13 protein-coding genes are annotated in these 15,557 nt (G+C 75.0%); 6 read left to right on the top strand and 7 right to left on the bottom strand.

Annotation, left to right across the window (positions count from 1 at the left end):
• The first annotated feature begins 101 nt into the window (after positions 1 to 101).
• The 3 genes from C4U44_RS23400 to C4U44_RS23410 all read left to right on the top strand — a co-directional run bounded on the left by C4U44_RS23400 (position 102) and on the right by C4U44_RS23410 (position 3,827).
• Positions 102 to 1,745, top strand: a complete 1,644-nt coding sequence (locus tag C4U44_RS23400; protein WP_103887933.1) for a class I adenylate-forming enzyme family protein — start codon at positions 102 to 104, stop codon at positions 1,743 to 1,745.
• A gap of 79 nt (positions 1,746 to 1,824) precedes the next feature.
• The gene (locus C4U44_RS23405; protein ID WP_265737338.1) at positions 1,825 to 2,976 is read left to right on the top strand and encodes a sigma-70 family RNA polymerase sigma factor; all 1,152 of its coding nucleotides are present in this window, start codon (positions 1,825 to 1,827) and stop codon (positions 2,974 to 2,976) included.
• Between the two features lie 38 nt (positions 2,977 to 3,014).
• Positions 3,015 to 3,827 carry a class I SAM-dependent methyltransferase gene (locus tag C4U44_RS23410; RefSeq protein WP_103887934.1) on the top strand — a complete coding sequence of 271 codons (813 nt, stop codon included), beginning with the start codon at positions 3,015 to 3,017 and terminating at the stop codon, positions 3,825 to 3,827.
• Between the two features lie 40 nt (positions 3,828 to 3,867).
• On the opposite strand, the gene C4U44_RS23415 is transcribed toward C4U44_RS23410, so the two are convergent.
• Positions 3,868 to 4,263 carry a TOBE domain-containing protein gene (locus C4U44_RS23415; protein WP_103887935.1) on the bottom strand — a complete coding sequence of 132 codons (396 nt, stop codon included), beginning with the start codon at positions 4,261 to 4,263 and terminating at the stop codon, positions 3,868 to 3,870.
• 314 nt (positions 4,264 to 4,577) lie between these two features.
• Here C4U44_RS23415 and C4U44_RS23420 point away from each other — a divergent pair, with 314 nt between their 5' ends.
• Genes C4U44_RS23420 through C4U44_RS23430 form a run of 3 tightly spaced genes read left to right on the top strand, consistent with a single transcriptional unit; the run spans position 4,578 to position 8,172 of the window.
• Positions 4,578 to 6,260 carry an FAD-dependent oxidoreductase gene (locus C4U44_RS23420; protein WP_103887936.1) on the top strand — a complete coding sequence of 561 codons (1,683 nt, stop codon included), beginning with the start codon at positions 4,578 to 4,580 and terminating at the stop codon, positions 6,258 to 6,260.
• Positions 6,257 to 7,801, top strand: a complete 1,545-nt coding sequence (locus C4U44_RS23425; protein ID WP_235032290.1) for an ATP-binding protein — start codon at positions 6,257 to 6,259, stop codon at positions 7,799 to 7,801. The genes C4U44_RS23420 and C4U44_RS23425 overlap by 4 nt, the downstream gene beginning before the upstream one ends.
• Complete coding sequence (locus C4U44_RS23430) at positions 7,798 to 8,172, top strand: UBP-type zinc finger domain-containing protein (RefSeq protein ID WP_103887937.1); 375 nt, start codon at positions 7,798 to 7,800, stop codon at positions 8,170 to 8,172. Before C4U44_RS23425 ends, C4U44_RS23430 begins: the two co-directional genes overlap by 4 nt.
• A 115-nt stretch (positions 8,173 to 8,287) precedes the next feature.
• Here C4U44_RS23430 and C4U44_RS23435 read toward each other — a convergent pair whose 3' ends face one another.
• The 6 genes from C4U44_RS23435 to C4U44_RS23460 form a co-directional block, all read right to left on the bottom strand.
• Positions 8,288 to 10,900 carry a bifunctional FO biosynthesis protein CofGH gene (locus C4U44_RS23435; RefSeq protein WP_103887938.1) on the bottom strand — a complete coding sequence of 871 codons (2,613 nt, stop codon included), beginning with the start codon at positions 10,898 to 10,900 and terminating at the stop codon, positions 8,288 to 8,290.
• A 72-nt stretch (positions 10,901 to 10,972) separates the two neighbouring features.
• Entirely contained in the window at positions 10,973 to 12,166 is a 1,194-nt protein-coding gene (locus C4U44_RS23440; RefSeq protein WP_103887939.1) for a serine hydrolase domain-containing protein, read from the bottom strand.
• On the bottom strand, positions 12,163 to 13,086 hold the full coding sequence (locus tag C4U44_RS23445; protein WP_103887940.1) for a DUF6895 family protein: 924 nt from the start codon (positions 13,084 to 13,086) through the stop codon (positions 12,163 to 12,165). The genes C4U44_RS23440 and C4U44_RS23445 overlap by 4 nt, the downstream gene beginning before the upstream one ends.
• Positions 13,083 to 14,306, bottom strand: coding sequence for a DUF6895 family protein (locus tag C4U44_RS23450; protein WP_200823363.1), 1,224 nt, complete (start codon positions 14,304 to 14,306; stop codon positions 13,083 to 13,085). Before C4U44_RS23450 ends, C4U44_RS23445 begins: the two co-directional genes overlap by 4 nt.
• Complete coding sequence (locus C4U44_RS23455) at positions 14,303 to 15,130, bottom strand: hypothetical protein (RefSeq protein ID WP_407642875.1); 828 nt, start codon at positions 15,128 to 15,130, stop codon at positions 14,303 to 14,305. Before C4U44_RS23455 ends, C4U44_RS23450 begins: the two co-directional genes overlap by 4 nt.
• A 16-nt stretch (positions 15,131 to 15,146) precedes the next feature.
• Entirely contained in the window at positions 15,147 to 15,335 is a 189-nt protein-coding gene (locus tag C4U44_RS23460; RefSeq protein WP_103887941.1) for a hypothetical protein, read from the bottom strand.
• Between the last annotated feature and the right edge of the window lie 222 nt (positions 15,336 to 15,557).

Consider the following 15,557-nt stretch of genomic DNA (forward strand, 5'->3'; position numbering starts at 1 on the left):
GTTCGGCGAGCGGCACACCGGGCAAAGTCGCGCACGTCCCCGGGCAGGTCGCCCGCGGCCGAAATACCCCCGGTGGCCGCCTGCGTGGAGCGGAGGAAACGATGAACAATCCGGCCGAACCGGTATTTCCGCAGCCCCTGATCGACGCATTCACCCGCGACCCGGACACTCCCGCCTTCGAGTTCCGGACACGGCCCGTCGGCCGCGGCCGGGTACTCGGCATGGTCCGCGCCTGCGCCGCCGCCCTCGCCGCCGCGGGACTCGGCCCCGGCCGCGGCATCGCCGTCACCACCGACGTGACCCCCGCCGGCTTCGCCGCCCAGATCGCCGCGCACCTGCTCGGCTGCCGCGTCACCGGCCTGCGCCCCGGCCTGACGCCCGGTCAACTCCGCCACGTGCTCGCCCAGGACGTCCACGCGGTCCTCACCGACGACACCACCCGCACGGAGGCACTCACCGCTGCGGCCGAGGCAGCAGGTGCCCTCGTCCTCGACCTCGCCCGCGACCTGCTCGACGGCGGCGACGTCGGTGGCGACCCCGGAGGCAACCGGGACGGCGACACGGACAGCGGCCCGGACCGCGCTCCGGACGGCGGCACCGCCCCCGGCCCCGAACTCGTCGCGCGCGGCCGGGCGGACGACATCGCCCTGATCACCCTCACCAGCGGCAGCACCGGCAACCCCAAGGGCTGCGCCCAGACCTACCGCGCCCTCGGCGACCACTGGTCCTGGCAGCCGCTGCGATGGAGCGACACCACCCGCCAACTCGCCGCCGGCTACCGCAGGTTCCTCCTCTTCGGCACCCTCACCAGCGCGGTCATGCTCGAACACCTCGCGCTGTGCCTGCTCAGCGGCGGCACCGCGGTCATCCCCGACGGCCCCGTCTCCTTCCCGCACACCTGGCAGCGCCACCGCGTCACCGCCTGCCTGTGCACGGTGCCGCGCCTCTACGAGGTGCTCGCCACCCTGCGCACCGAACACGTCGACACCAGCGCGATGCGGGCCCTGCTGGTGGCGGGCTCGCCACTCCCTCCGCACCGCCTCGCCGAGGCCGCCGACCGCCTCGGCCCGGTCGTCCACCAGGGCTACGGCCAGACCGAGACCGGCATGCTCGCGCTGCTCACCCCCGAGGACCAGGTCCGGGAAGGCGACCGGGTACGGGACTCCGTCGGCCGCCCGATGCCCGGCGTCGACGTCTCGGTCCGCGACCCCGAGGGGCGGCCCGTGCCGGCCGGTACCACCGGCGAGATATGGGTCCGGGCCGGCGGCGCCATGTCCGGCTACTGGCACGACCGGGCGGAGACCCGCGAGGTGGTGCGCGACGGCTGGATCAGGACCCGCGACCTGGGCACCCTGCGCGACGACGGTTTCCTGCGGCTGGCCGGCCGCGCCCGCGACGTCGTCTTCGTCAACGCGATCCTCCACTACACCGCCGCCATCGAGTCGGCGCTCACTTCCCACCCCGACGTCGACGAGGCCTACGTCGTCGCCGCCCCCGACGAGGACACCGGCGAGGCCGCCCACGCCTTCGTCGTCCCGGCCTCGCCCGACCGCGTGCCCGACCCCGCCGCACTGCGCGCCGCCGTACGGGCCGAACTCGGAGACGGCGCCGTCCCGGCCACCCTCACCGTCCTCGCCGCCGTCCCGGTCGCGCCCAGCGGCAAGCCCGACAAGAGGGCGCTGCGGGAAAGGGTCGTCGCGCAGCAGGGGGATCGCGGCGGGGCCGGCCGCGTGGAGGCGCCGTAGCCCGGCCGCCGATGACTTTTCGGACCGCCGCCGGTCCTTATCCGGGTGGGGGACAACCACGCGGCCCCGAGGAGGCGCGGTGAACACGGCGAGCAGCCGGCGGCGTACCGGACCGGCGCAGGTCCAGATCGAGACGGCGATTCACGCCACGGGCCCGGCCGCGGGCGGCGCCGCGGCCTCCGCGCCGGCCCGGGCGCCCGCGGGAGCCGCGGCGCCGCCGGGGGCGGCCGTGCGCCCCACCCGGGCCGAGTTCGTCCGGCTGGCTGCCCCCTTCCGCACCGAACTCCTCGCCCACTGCTACCGCATGCTCGGCTCCGTGCACGACGCCGAGGACCTGGTGCAGGAGACGTACCTGCGGGCCTGGCGGGCGTACGACTCCTTCGAGGGCCGCTCGTCGCTGCGGTACTGGCTCTACCGGATCGCGACCAGCGCCTGCCTGACCGCGCTGGGCCACCACAGCCGCCGGGTCGTGCCCGCCGGCCTCGGCCTGCCCTCGACCGACGCCTCGGAGCCGGCCGGCCCGGCCGGGCCGGAGATCTCCTGGATCGAGCCGCTGCCCGACCCGCCGTACGACCCGGGCGGCGCCGACCCCGCCGCCGTCGTCGCCACCCGCGGCAGCGTCCGGCTGGCCCTGATCGTCGCGCTCCAGCACCTCGCGCCCCGGCAGCGGGCCGTGCTCATCCTGCGGGACGTCCTCGCCTGGCGCGCCGCCGAGGTCGCCGAACTCCTCGACACCAGCACCACCGCGGTCAACAGCGCCCTCCAGCGCGCCCGCGCGCAGCTCCGGGAGCACGGCGCCACCGAGGACGACCTCGTCGAGCGCGACCTGGCCGCGGCGCTCGACGGCGACCACCGCGCGCTGCTGGACCGCTACGCCCAGGCGTTCGAGGCGGCCGATGTCGACGCGCTGGTCCGGCTGCTGCACGAGGACGCCACCCTCCAGATGCCCCCCGAGCCGGTCTGGTTCGCCGGCCGCACGCACCTCGTCCACTTCCTGGCTGCCCGCGTGCTCACCCGTCCCGGGACGATGCGGCTGCTGCCCCTCACCGCCAACGGCGGCCAACCCGCCCTGGCCACCTACGAGATCGCCGAGGACGGCCGCCACCACGCCCACGCCATCCAGGTCCTCACTCTGCGCGGCCCCCTCGTCGCCGCGATCCACGTCTTCCGCGACCCGACGCTCTTCCCGCTCTTCGGCCTGCCCGGCGTCCTCCCGCCGGCCGGGGCATGACCCCGCGGCCGCCCGGAGCGGGCCGATAGGTTCGGGACATGACAGACGCACTGGACCAGACGGCAGGCGGCAGCGCGGACGGCAGCGCGGGGGACGCGGACTACGGGGTGATAGGCGGCGGTTACAGCACGTACCGGCGCCCCGACCCGCGGATCGCGCGGGTGGTCGAGGACGCGCTGGGCGGCGCGCGGACCGTGGTCAACGTCGGGGCCGGCGCCGGATCGTACGAGCCGGCCGGCGCCCAGGTGACCGCGGTGGAGCCCTCGGCGGCGATGCGCGCCCAGCGCCCCGTGCACCTCGCGCCCGCGATCGACGGCACCGCCGAGCGACTCCCGTTCGACGACGGCCGGTTCGATGCCGCGATGACCACCTTCAGCGTGCACCAGTGGAGCGACACCGCCGCCGGGCTGCGCGAGATGCGCCGGGTGACGCGCGGCCCCGTCGTCGTGATGACCTGCGACCCCACCCTGGTCCGCGACTTCTGGCTGTACGACTACGCGCCGCTGGTCCTGGACACCGAGGCGCGCCGCTACCCCGCGGTCGAGGCCATCACGGCCGCGCTGGGCGGGAGTTGCGCGGTCACACCGGTGCCGATCCCGGCCGACTGCACCGACGGCTTCAACGAGGCGTACTACGCCCGCCCGGAACGCCTGCTCGACCCCGGCGCCCGGCAGGCGTGCTCGGCGTGGAGCTTCGTACCGCAGGACGTGTGCGAGCGGTACACCGGGGAGTTGCGGGCGGCGATCGCCTCCGGCGCCTGGGACGCGCGGCACGGCGCACTGCGCCGGCGGCCCTACCTCGACGGGTCGCTCGTGCTGATCCGGTCGATGCCCGATCCGGTGGCGCCCTGACCTCGGCCGGGCCGCCGGGCCGATCCGGGGAGCCGTGCGTTCAGACGCGGTCGATATGGACGTTTGTCGACTTCACCCGGGCCACCGCCTCCGCGCCGACCTCCAGGCCGAGCTCCTCCACCGCCTCGCGGGTGACCAGCGAGACCAGCCGGTGCGGGCCCGCCTGGATCTCCACCTGGGCGGCCACGTCGCCGATCTTGACGGCCGTGACGATGCCCGGGAACGCGTTGCGGACCGAGGTGCGCGAGGTGTCCGGTTCCGCGTCGGGCTGCTGCGCCAGCTCGACGGAGAACGCGGCGAGGTCGCGGCCGTCGATCAGCCGGCGGCCGGCGTCGTCGCGGTGCGTGGCGACCCGGCCCGCGTCGGCCCAGCGGCGCGCCGTGTCGGGGCTGACGCCCAGCAGCCGCGCCGCCTGCCCGATCGTGTAGGACTGCATGCCGCCACCCTACGGCCGCCCTGGCCACCGGCGGTGCCGCCCGCCCGCCCGCTGCGCTCCCCTTCGCCCCGGTGGCGGCCCCGGACCCGTGGACGGACCATGGGGGAGAGGTTCACGCGCCGCACAGGGCGCGCGGGACGCTCCGAGCCCTCCCCGTGCGCGGGGTGGAGGTGCGCTGTCCCCGCCGCGCGTCGCGGCCCTCGTGGTGCACCGGCCGGGCGCTCCGCTTTTCCCTCGCGCGCCGGGGCTGCGCTGCCAGTACGCTGAACGGCAGAGACGGCCGAACACATGGACGACACGGGGACGGGATGCCCATGACTGAGCCGGACGGCGGCACGCGCCGCCCCGCGCTCCTCACTGTCGACGACGATCCGGGGGTTTCGCGGGCGGTCGCCCGCGACCTGAGGCGCCGCTACGGCGAGCGGTACCGGGTGGTCCGGGCGGAGTCGGGACAGGACGGACTGGACGCGCTGCGGCAGATGAAGCTGCGCGGCGACCTGGTCGCCGTGATCCTGGCCGACTACCGGATGCCCAACATGACGGGTATCGAGTTCCTCGAGCAGGCCATGGACGTCTACCCCGGCGCGCGCCGGGTGCTGCTCACCGCCTACGCGGACACCGGCGCGGCCATCGACGCGATCAACGTGGTGGACCTCGACCACTACCTGCTCAAGCCCTGGGACCCGCCGGAGGAGAAGCTCTACCCGGTCGTCGACGACCTGCTGGAGAGCTGGCTCTGCTCCGACCACCGCCCGGTGCCGGAGACCAAGGTCGTCGGGCACCGCTGGTCGGCGCGCTCCTCCGGGGTACGCGAGTTCCTCGCCCGCAACCAGGTGCCCTACCGCTGGTACCAGTCCGACCAGGCCGAGGGCCGGCGGCTGCTGGAGGCCGCCGGGCACGACGGCATGCGGCTGCCGCTGGTGATCGCGCCGGGCGGCGACGTGCTGGTGGAGCCGTCCGACCAGGACCTCGCCGCGCAGGTCGGCCTGTCGACCTCGCCGGCCGAGGACTTCTACGACCTGGTGGTCATCGGCGGCGGCCCGGCCGGGCTGGGCGCGGCGGTCTACGGCGCCTCGGAGGGGCTGCGCACCGTCCTGGTGGAGCGGACCGCGACCGGCGGGCAGGCCGGGCAGAGCGCCCGCATCGAGAACTACCTCGGCTTCCCCGACGGGATATCCGGCGCCCAGCTCACCGACCGGGCCCGCCGCCAGGCCACCCGGTTCGGTGCGGAACTGCTGACCGCCTGCGAGGTCAACGCCCTCGAGGTCAGCGGCCCGGCGCGCACCGTGCGGTTCGCCGACGGCGCGGCGATCGCCGCGCAGAGCGTGATCCTCACGACCGGCGTCGCCTACCGCAAGCTGGACGTCCCGGGGGTGGCCGAACTCACCGGCCGCGGCGTCTACTACGGCTCCGCGCTGACCGAGGCGGCCGGCTGCGAGGGCCAGGACGTGTACATCGTCGGTGGCGCCAACTCCGCGGGCCAGGCGGCCGTGTACCTGTCGCGGCACGCCAAGTCGGTGACCCTGCTGGTGCGCGGCGCCTCCCTGGAAGCGTCCATGTCGCACTACCTGATCCAGCAGATCGCCGCCATCGCCACCATCCGGGTGCGCACCCGGACCTCGGTCACCGCCGCCCACGGCGAGGACCACCTGGAGGGCCTGACGCTGCAGGACTCCGCCTCCGGCAGCAGCGAACTCGTCGAGGCGCAGCGGATGTTCGTCTTCATCGGCGCCGCGCCGCGCACCGACTGGCTGGGCGGCACCGTGCACCGCGACCCGCACGGCTTCGTGCTGACCGGCCCCGACCTCGTCACCGAGGAGGGCCGCTCGCCGGCCGGCTGGCAGCCGGACCGGCTGCCGTTCCACCTGGAGACCAGCGTGCCGGGGGTGTTCGCGGCCGGCGACGTGCGGGCGGAGTCCGCGAAGCGGGTGGCGTCCGCGGTCGGGGAGGGCGCGATGGCCGTCATGCTCGTACACCGATACCTGGAGGGGCTGTGAGCGAGAACGCGCCGGAGCGCCCGGCGGAGGCATGCGACCCGGACGAGCTGCGCACCCTCTTCCTGTTCGAGAAGCTGACCCCCGACCAGCTCGGCACGCTGTGCCGGATCGGCCGGATGGAGACCATGGAGCCCGGCCCGGTCTTCGCCGAGGGCGATCCGGCGACCTGCTTCTACGTCCTGCTGGACGGCGCCCTGGTGACGTCCCGGCGGGTCGGCGACGACGACGTGGAGGTCGCCAGGACCGGCCAGCGCGGCGTGTACACCGGCGCGTTCCAGGCGTACCTGGGCGACCGGGTGCCCCAGCGGTACTCCAACTCCATGCGGGTGACCGAGACCTCGCGCTTCTTCGTGATGGCCGCGGACGACTTCGCGGGGATCGTCACCGAGTGGTTCCCGATGGCGGTGCACCTGCTGGAGGGCCTGTTCTTCGGCAACAAGTCCTTCCAGCAGGTGGTCAGCCAGCGCGAGCGGCTGCTCGCGCTGGGGTCGCTGTCGGCCGGCCTGACCCACGAGCTGAACAACCCGGCCGCCGCGGCGCTGCGGGCCACCTCCGCGCTGCGCGAGCGGGTCGCCGGGATGCGGCACAAGCTCAAGATCCTGGCGGGCGGGCCGTACCGGCAGGCCGATCTGGACACCCTCGTCAGCGTGCAGGAGCGCGCCGCGGAGCGGGTCGCGAAGGCCGACACGCTCAGCCCGATGGATGCCTCCGACCGGGAGGACGCGATCGCGGACTGGCTGGACGACCACGACATCGCCGGCGGCTGGGACCTGGCGCCCGCGTTCGTGCAGGCCGGGCTGGACGAGGAGTGGCTGGACCAGGTCGCCGCGGCCGTCGAGGGCCCGGTGCTGGAGAGCGCGGTGCGGTGGCTGAACTACACCGTCGAGACCGAGCTGCTGATGAACGAGATCGAGGACTCCACCTCGCGCATCTCCGGCCTGGTCAACGCCGCCCGGCAGTACTCCCAGCTCGACCGCGCCCCCTACCAGGTCGTCGACGTGCACGAACTGCTCGACAGCACCCTCCAGATGCTCACCGGAAAGATCGGCACCGGCATCCGGGTGGTCAAGGAGTTCGACCACACCCTGCCGCGCATCCCCGCCTACCCGGGCGAGCTGAACCAGGTGTGGACGAACCTCGTCGACAACGCGGTCTCCGCGATGGACGGCGAGGGCACGCTCACCGTGCGGACCTGGCAGGAGCCCGGCAGGCTGCTGGTGGAGTTCCGCGACACCGGTCCCGGGGTTCCGCCGGAGATCCGGCAGCGGATCTTCGAGCCGTTCTTCACCACCAAACCGGTCGGCCAGGGCACCGGCCTCGGCCTCGACATCTCGTGGCGGATCGTGGTCAACAAGCACCACGGCGACCTGACGGTCGAGTCCGAGCCGGGCGACACCCGCTTCAAGGTATGCCTGCCGCTGACCGCGGAGGACACCGTCGAGGCGGCGCCGGCATCCGGCACCGAGGCGGGCCTGGGGCCCGCCGCGTCCCGGACCGACGCGCCCGGGACCGGCCAGGACAGCGAGGAGGAAGCGGTATGACCACGTCCGACGGCCAGGGCAGCCCTGGCACCCCCGCGATCGATCCCGCCGTGCCGCCCAGCGGCACCGGCTGCGCGGAGTGCGACGCCGGCGGCGGCTGGTGGTTCCACCTGCGCCGCTGCACGGCGTGCGGCCACATCGGCTGCTGCGACTCCTCACCCGCGCAGCACGCCGACGCCCACGCCGCCGCCACCGGCCACCCGGTGGTCCGCAGCTTCGAGCCGGGCGAGGAGTGGTTCTGGAACTACCCCGAGGAGCGGTACGTCGAGGACGGACCCGAGCTCGCGGCGCCGCACAGCCACCCGCTGGACCAGTCGGTACCCGGCCCGGCGGAGCGGGTGCCGAGCGACTGGCGCAGCCGGCTCAACTGAGCCGGCGCCGACCGGAACCGCACCACCACCGCACCACCACCGCACCGACCGGCGGCGGGCGCCCCGCGCGCCCGCCGCTTCGGTGTCCCGTGCCCCGGTCGGCGCCCCGGGCGGGTCAGTCGCCCAGCACCGGCAGCAGTTCCGGCAGGTGGCCGTCCGAGGCCAGCGCGGCGTCGACCCGCTCCTGCGGCACCGGGCCGTACAGGGTGGAGCGGGGCCGGGACGGGCGGCCGGCCGCGTCGGCGATCGCCACGAGGTCCCGCACCGAGCGGTACGACCCGTAACGGGAGCCCGCCATCCGGGAGATGGTCTCCTCCATCAGGGTGCCGCCCAGGTCGTTCGCGCCCGAGCGCAGCATCTCCGCCGCGCCCTCGGCGCCGAGCTTCACCCAGCTGGTCTGGATGTTGGGGATGTGCGGGTGCAGCAGCAGCCGCGCCATCGCCGTCACCGCGCGGTTGTCGCGCAGGGTGGGGCCGGGCCGGGCGATGCCCGCGAGGTAGACCGGCGCATTGGTGTGGATGAACGGCAGCGTCACGAACTCCGTGAAGCCGCCGGTGCGTTGCTGGATCTCGGCGAGCAGCCGCAGGTGCCCGAGCCAGTGGTGCGGCTGGTCCACGTGCCCGTACATCATCGTGGAGGACGAGCGGATGCCCAACTCGTGGGCGGTGGAGACCACTTCGACCCAGGTCGCGGCGGGCAGCTTGCCCTTGGTGAGTACCCAGCGGACCTCGTCGTCCAGGATCTCGGCGGCGGTGCCGGGAATGGTGTCCAGGCCCGCCTCCTTTGCCGCCGACAGCCAGTCCCGGATCGACATGCCGGTACGGGTCGCGCCGTTGACGACCTCCATGGGCGAGAAGGCGTGGACGTGCATGCCCGGCACCCGCTCCTTGACCGCGCGGGCGATGTCGAAGTAGGCCGAGCCGGGCAGGTCCGGATGGATGCCGCCCTGCATGCACACCTCCACCGCCCCCACCTGCCACGCCTGTTCGGCCCGGTCCGCGACCTGGTCGAGGGAGAGCGTGTACGCGTCGGCGTCCGTGCGGCGCTGGGCGAAGGCGCAGAACCGGCAGCCGGTGTAGCAGACGTTGGTGAAGTTGATGTTGCGGGTGACGATGTAGGTCACGTCGTCGCCGACCGCGTCCCTGCGCACGTCGTCGGCGATCCGGCAGAGCGCGTCGAGCGCCGGGCCGTCGGCGTGCAGCAGGGCCAGCGCCTGCGCGTCGGTGAGCCGGGTGGGGTCGCCGGCGGCCGTGGACAGCGCCTCCTTGACGTCGGCGTCCACCCGGTCGGGCACCATCCCCGGCGCCGCCTGCTCGCGCAGCTGCCCCCAGTCGCCGTACACGTCGTCGAAGTCGTCGCGCCGGTCGGTGGTGCGCCCGGTCGTGTCGATCGTCCGGTGCAGGTCGGTGCGGCCGCCCGCGGCCGGGAAGGCGTCCTCCGGCTCCTGCCACGGCAGGCCCCGCGGACGGACGCCCTCGCGGGCCAGACCGGTCTCCGGGTCGGCGAGCGCGGTGACGTGGGGCAGCAGCCGCGGATCGAGCCAGGGCTCGCCGCGCCGGACGTACTCCGGGTAGATCGTCAGCCGCTCCTTGAGGGTGAAACCGGCGTCGGCGGTGCGGGCCGCCAGCTCCTCGATCTGCGGCCACGGGCGCTCGGGGTTGACGTGGTCGGGGGTCAGGGGCGACACCCCGCCCCAGTCGTCGATGCCCGCGGCGACGAAACCCGCGTACTCGCCGTCGACCAGGTTCGGCGGGGCCTGGATGCGGGCCGCCGGTCCGAGCACGATCCGCGCGACCGCGATGGCCGCGGCCAGCTCGCCGAGTTCGGCGTCCGGCATGCCCCGCATCGCGGTGTCCGGCTTCGCCCGGAAGTTCTGCACGATGACTTCCTGGATGCCGTGGTACTGCCGGGAGGTGCGGCGGATCGCGAACAGCGACTCGGCCCGCTCGGTGTACGTCTCCCCGATCCCGATCAGGATCCCCGTGGTGAAGGGCACGTTGGAGCGGCCCGCGTCCTCCAGCACCCGCAGCCGCACCGCGGGCTCCTTGTCGGGCGAGCCGTGGTGCGGGCCGCCCGGCTCCGACCACAGCCGGGTCGCGGTGGTCTCCAGCATCATGCCCATCGACGGCGCCACCGGCTTCAGCCGCTGCAGGTCGGTCCAGCCCAGCACGCCCGGGTTGAGATGCGGCAGCAGGCCGGTCTCCTCCAGCACCCGCACCGCCATCGCCCGCACGTACGCCAGCGTGTCGTCGTAACCGTGCGCGTCCAGCCATTCGCGGGCGTCGGGCCAGCGGTCCTCCGGGCGGTCGCCCAGCGTGAACAGCGCCTCCTTGCAGCCCATCTCGGCGCCGCGCCGGGCGATGTCCAGCACCTCGTCCGGGGACAGGAACATGCCGTGGCCGGCCCGGCGCAGCTTGCCCGGCACCGTGACGAACGTGCAGTAGTGGCAGGTGTCCCGGCACAGCCGGGTCAGCGGGATGAAGACCTTCCGCGAGTACGTGATGACGCCCGGCCGGCCGGCCGCGGCGAGCCCCGCGTCCCGGACCCGCCCCGCCACCGCCGACAGTCGCTCCAGGTCCGCGTCGCGCGCCTGGAGCAGCACCGCCGCCTCGGCGGTGTCCAGGGCGACCCCCTCCTCCGCGCGGTGCAGCGCGCGGCGCATCGCGTTGGCGGTCGGTCGGCTCTCCGGCCCGGCAGCGGCGGGCTCTTCAGGTACACGCGTCGTCATTGTTCGAGCATAGGCACAGCCGCCCGAGCGGCGGGCCTCCGGAAGGGGGCAGCAGCACCACCCGGACACAGATCACATGCCGGAGGACCGCCCTCCGTCCGCTCCGTCCGTTCCGTCTGCTTCCGGCGCTTTGTCCGCCGGGGACGAGGCCAGTTCCGACAGCAGCTCGTAGCAGGCCGGGATCAGCGCGCAACTGCGGTCGTGGCGGGTGGCGGTACCGACCACGGCGGATCCGCCGGCCGGGTGGAAACCGAGGAAGGACTGATGGCCGAAGGTGGCGCCGGCGTGGAAGAGGATCGGCCCGCGCGGCGCCGGATGGAGGTACCAGGTGAGGGTGTGCGTGTGGCGGTGGCCCATACCGCGGCGCAGCAGCGGGACTTGCACGTCGCGCAGGGCCTCGCGCAGGGGCGCCGGCACGGCGGCGGCGTCGGGGGACAGGTGCGCCTCGGCGTAGCGCAGCAGGTCGCCGGGGGTGGCGCGGATCGCGCCGGCCGGGGTGAAGGCCGCCATGTCCGTGGGCGGCAGCGGAGTGCGGCCGTCCGGCCGGTGGCCGATGGCGGCGGTCGCGGCGCCGGGCCCGCTGCCGGGGGCCGGGCCGATCGCCGCCCCGTCCAGCCCGAGCGGCCGCAGCACCCGCTCGGTCAGCAGAGCGGGGTAGCCGGTGCCCGTCGCGCTCTCCAGGGCCGGACCGAGCAGCGCGAGGCCGAAGTTGGAGTACCGCCAGCGCGTGCCGGGAGCGTGCCGGGTGCGGGTGCGGGCGAAGGTCCGCAGCAGCCGCTCGCGGTCGTAGCCCGCGTATCCGTTGGTGTACGGCCGCAGCAGCGCGCCCGGGATCAGGTCGCGCGGCACCCGGGGCAGGCCGGAGGTGTGGGTGGCCAGGTGCCGCAGGGTGATCGCGCGGGAGGAGGGGTGCGGCAGCCGCAGCCCCGGCAGGTACGCGGCCAGCGGGTCGTCGAGGCGAACGGCCCCCTCGCGGGCGAGTTCCGCCAGCAGCAGCACCGTGAACGTCTTGGACAGGGAGCCCAGTTCGTAGTGGAGCGAGGTGCGCGGCAGCCGGGGGGTGGCCGTGCCGCCGGTGGCGACGGTACGGCGGCCCGCGCGGCTGACGCCCACCACCACGTCCGGGGCGCGGACCTGCGCCAGCGCCCGCTCCAGCCGTGCGGCGAGGTCGGCCCGGTCGAGCGGACCGCCGGAGCGGGGTCCGTCCGCGCCGGTGGCGGCGCCGCTGCCTCCGGGCGCGCGCCGGCGGACCGCGGGCCAGGTCATGCGGCGACGTCCGACGACAGCGCCCGGGAGGTCGCCATCGCGGAGGCGAACGCCGCGACCAGCGTGGGGTGGTGGACGAGGTCGAAGACCGTCTCCGGGTCCCCGGCGGGCATCGCGCCCTGGACGGGCATCGCGCCGTCGGCGGCCTGGGCGGCGGCGTACCGCTCCCACATCCGGGCGTCCAGCGTCGGAGCGGGCAGGCAGGCGTCCACCACGAGCAGCTCGCCGAGCAGGTCCCAGTGCTCCAACTCCGCCCAGTCCGCCGTCCACGCGGGCAGGTACAGCGCCAGGTAGCCGGCGATCCGCGGCGGCAGCCGGTCCGGCGCCGCGCCCCAGTCGGTGAGGTGGAAGACGGTGTGGGTGATGTCGTACGCGAGGTGGAACTGCACCGTCCACGGCTCCGGGGTCCGGCCCAACCAGGTGGCGGCGAGGGCTTGTTCGGCGTCGCCGCTGGGGACGAGGCCGATCTTGCGCTCGGCGTTGAGCAGGCCGAGTCGCCGGTTGGGCAGCATCTCGACCGCGCGCCAGCTCGCCGTGGTCCGCGCCAGGTCGATCGCGGCCTCCAACCCCGGGTGGCGGTAGCCGAGTTCGTGCAGGCTCGCGTAGATCTCCAGCGGCACCGGGGACAGCGGCTCCTCGGCCTGGAGGTCGGCCAGGACATTGCCGCCGTCGAGCAGGTCCCGCCAGGCGAAGTCCAGCAGCTGCCGGGAGAGGTCGCGTTGCCGCGAACCGGCCACGCCCTCGCGGGCCAGCACCCGCATGTTGATCGCCAGCTCGCCGACCGGCTTGAGGCGTTCGACCAGCCCGCGGCCGGTCGCGCGGTCGTCGTCGGTGAGCCGGAAGTACTCGCGGTTGGAGTGCAGCCACGCCAGTGCCCGGTCGCCGACACGGTGCAGGAGCGCGGGGGGTGCGGCGGTCACGGCAGGACCTCGCTTTCGGCGGGGGCGGGGGTGTGTTCGGCTACGGCAGCGGAGGGGGGTGCGGGCGCGGGCGTGGCCTCGGGGGTCGACGGTGCCGTCCCCGGCGCTCCGCCGGAGCCGGCGGCGGCACGCGCGAGTGTCGCGGCGAACGCGGCCACCAGCGTGGAGTGGTAGCAGCCGATGAACTGCTCCTGCGGCGGGGCGCCCTCCGGAGGCCCGTCGCCGACCTCCGGCACGGCGCCGTCCCGACGCTGCGCGGCGGCGAACTCCCGCCACGCGGCGGGGTCGTAGGGCGCCTGGGGTACGCACGCGGCGACCGCGAGGAGTTCGCCGGCCAGGTCCCACTGCCGCTCCTCCAGCCAGCTCGCGGTCCAAGCGGGCAGCCACAACCGCAGGTAGCCGGCGAGGGGTTCGGGCATCAGGCCCGGAACGCGGCCCCAGTCCGTCACGTGGAAGACGTCGTGCGTGAGGCCGTACGCCGTGCGCCGGTCCAGCGCCCACGGCTCGGGGCGGCGGCCGAGGCCGGTCATGGCCAGCACCTCGGCGAAGTCGGCGTGCGGCGGGAGGCCGATACGGCGCTCCGCGTTGAGTACGTTGAGGGTGCGGGTGTGGTCCTCGCGGGCCACCTGCCACAGCCGCAGGCCCGTGGTGGCGGCGAGCAGTTCCTCCACGGCCGGGTTGCGCAGCCCCGCCCGCGCGAACACCCCGTACAGTTCCACCGGATACGTCGCCTGGGGTTCACCGCGGACGAGTTCGGCGAACAGCTCGCCGCCGCGGGTCTCCTTCCACGCGAAGGCGAACAGCTCACCGGCGAGCGCGCGGGCGGCGGGCAGCGGGTGGGCGGTGCGGACCACGTCGGCCAACTCGGCCAGCTCGCCGAGCGGTTTGAGGGTGGTGTTGGGGTTCGCGTCGGTGGCCACGTCGTCCGGCAGCCGGAAGGACGGCCGCATCGCGTCGATCCGGGTGAGCGCGCCCAGGGCGACGCGGTCCAGCAGGGCGGCGTCCGGGTGCGCCGGACCGTCGTGCCCGCCCGCGCGGTCGCTCCCGCCGGGCGCGGACGGCCGGGCGGGTGTCCCGGCAACCGCCGGGCGCGGCGCCCCTGTTGACCCGGGCGGGTCGCTCTGCGCGGCGCCGGGCAGGTCCGACACGCCCGACGGGAGCGGCGCGGCCCCGTCCGGGTCCCCGCCGCCTGCCCGGCCCGGGCCCGCGCCGCCGCTCATCGTGCCCCGCGCCCGTGGAAGCGCCGGGCGATCGCGGTGTGCAGCGCCACCCGGGCGTCGCCGCCGCTCATCCGCAGCACGTAGACCAGCCCGGTGTCGAGGCCGAGCGTGTCCGGTACGTCCGGCACGCGCGCCAGCCAGCGCCCGATGCCCGCTGCCTGGAGCCAGTCCCGGCGGCGGACCGCCCGGACGAAGCCACGCGAGAGGTCCTCGGTGCGCGCCGCGAGTCCCGTCGCGAGCGCGGGCGCGAGTCCCGGCAGCGACAGCGCGGCGAGCTGGGAGGCCCGGTGCGCCAGCTGGGGCCAGGGGTCGGCCTGCAGCCATCCGGCGACTGCGGCGGGCCCGGCTGCCCGGTCCCCTGCGCCTGCCGGGCTCTCCGGCCCGCCCTGACCCGCCGGCAGGTAGGCGCGGGACGCCTCCACCAGACCCCGGTAGCTCCACAAGGACACCTCGGAGGCGTCCGCGCCGGGCGGGTAGGCGGCCAGCGCCTTGCGGACGACCTCCCCGTCCGCCCGCGCGCCGCGCGCCGCCGGGCCGGCCCCGACCCCGCTCGCGCGTGCCGTACGGCGGTGCGCCATGCCCGAGTCCATGTCCGTACCGGTGTCCGTGGTCGTGCCCGGCCCGCCGCCCGCACGCAGCGCGTACGGCGCGAGCACATCTGCCCCCAGGACCCTGATCGCGGCGAGTGCGAGCGGGTCGTCCTGCGCGAGGACACCTGACAGCGCAGAGGAGTCGCGCCCGCCGTCGAGGGCGAGCGCGACTCCGGCTGCGACGTCGGCGACCACAGCGCTCAGTGAGGAGTTCTCCTGCGCCTGCTCGGCCAACGTTTCGCCTTCCGCGTCAGCGGGCGTCCGTCTTCGGCGGGCGCGGGGTGGGCGGCGAGATCAGGAGCGCGCCGAGGAGCAGCAGACCGGCGCCGCACTCGCGGGTGTCGCGGTAGATGCCTTCCGGTTCTGCGGAATCCAGCAGTCCTTCGACCTCGGCGGCAAGAGCCGCCGTCTCGACCGGAGCTGACAGGTCCGAAGCCATGGGACCATCTCCTTCTTGATCGGCTTGGATCTTCAGCATTGCATTCGGTGTATATGCCCGCAAACGCGACATTGATACCACGGGCGTGTCGTGGCGGCCGGGCGGGACGGCACGTGCTACGCGCGCGATCGCGTACGTATCTTTCGCGGCAGGAGGAACCGTCCCGCCCCGCACCGTGCCCGCCGCGTGCCCGCAGCCCGTCCCCGTCCGCCCCGTTCCGTC

It is taken from the genome of Actinacidiphila yanglinensis (genome assembly GCF_900107965.1).
In the GTDB taxonomy this organism is placed as follows: domain Bacteria; phylum Actinomycetota; class Actinomycetes; order Streptomycetales; family Streptomycetaceae; genus Actinacidiphila; species Actinacidiphila yanglinensis.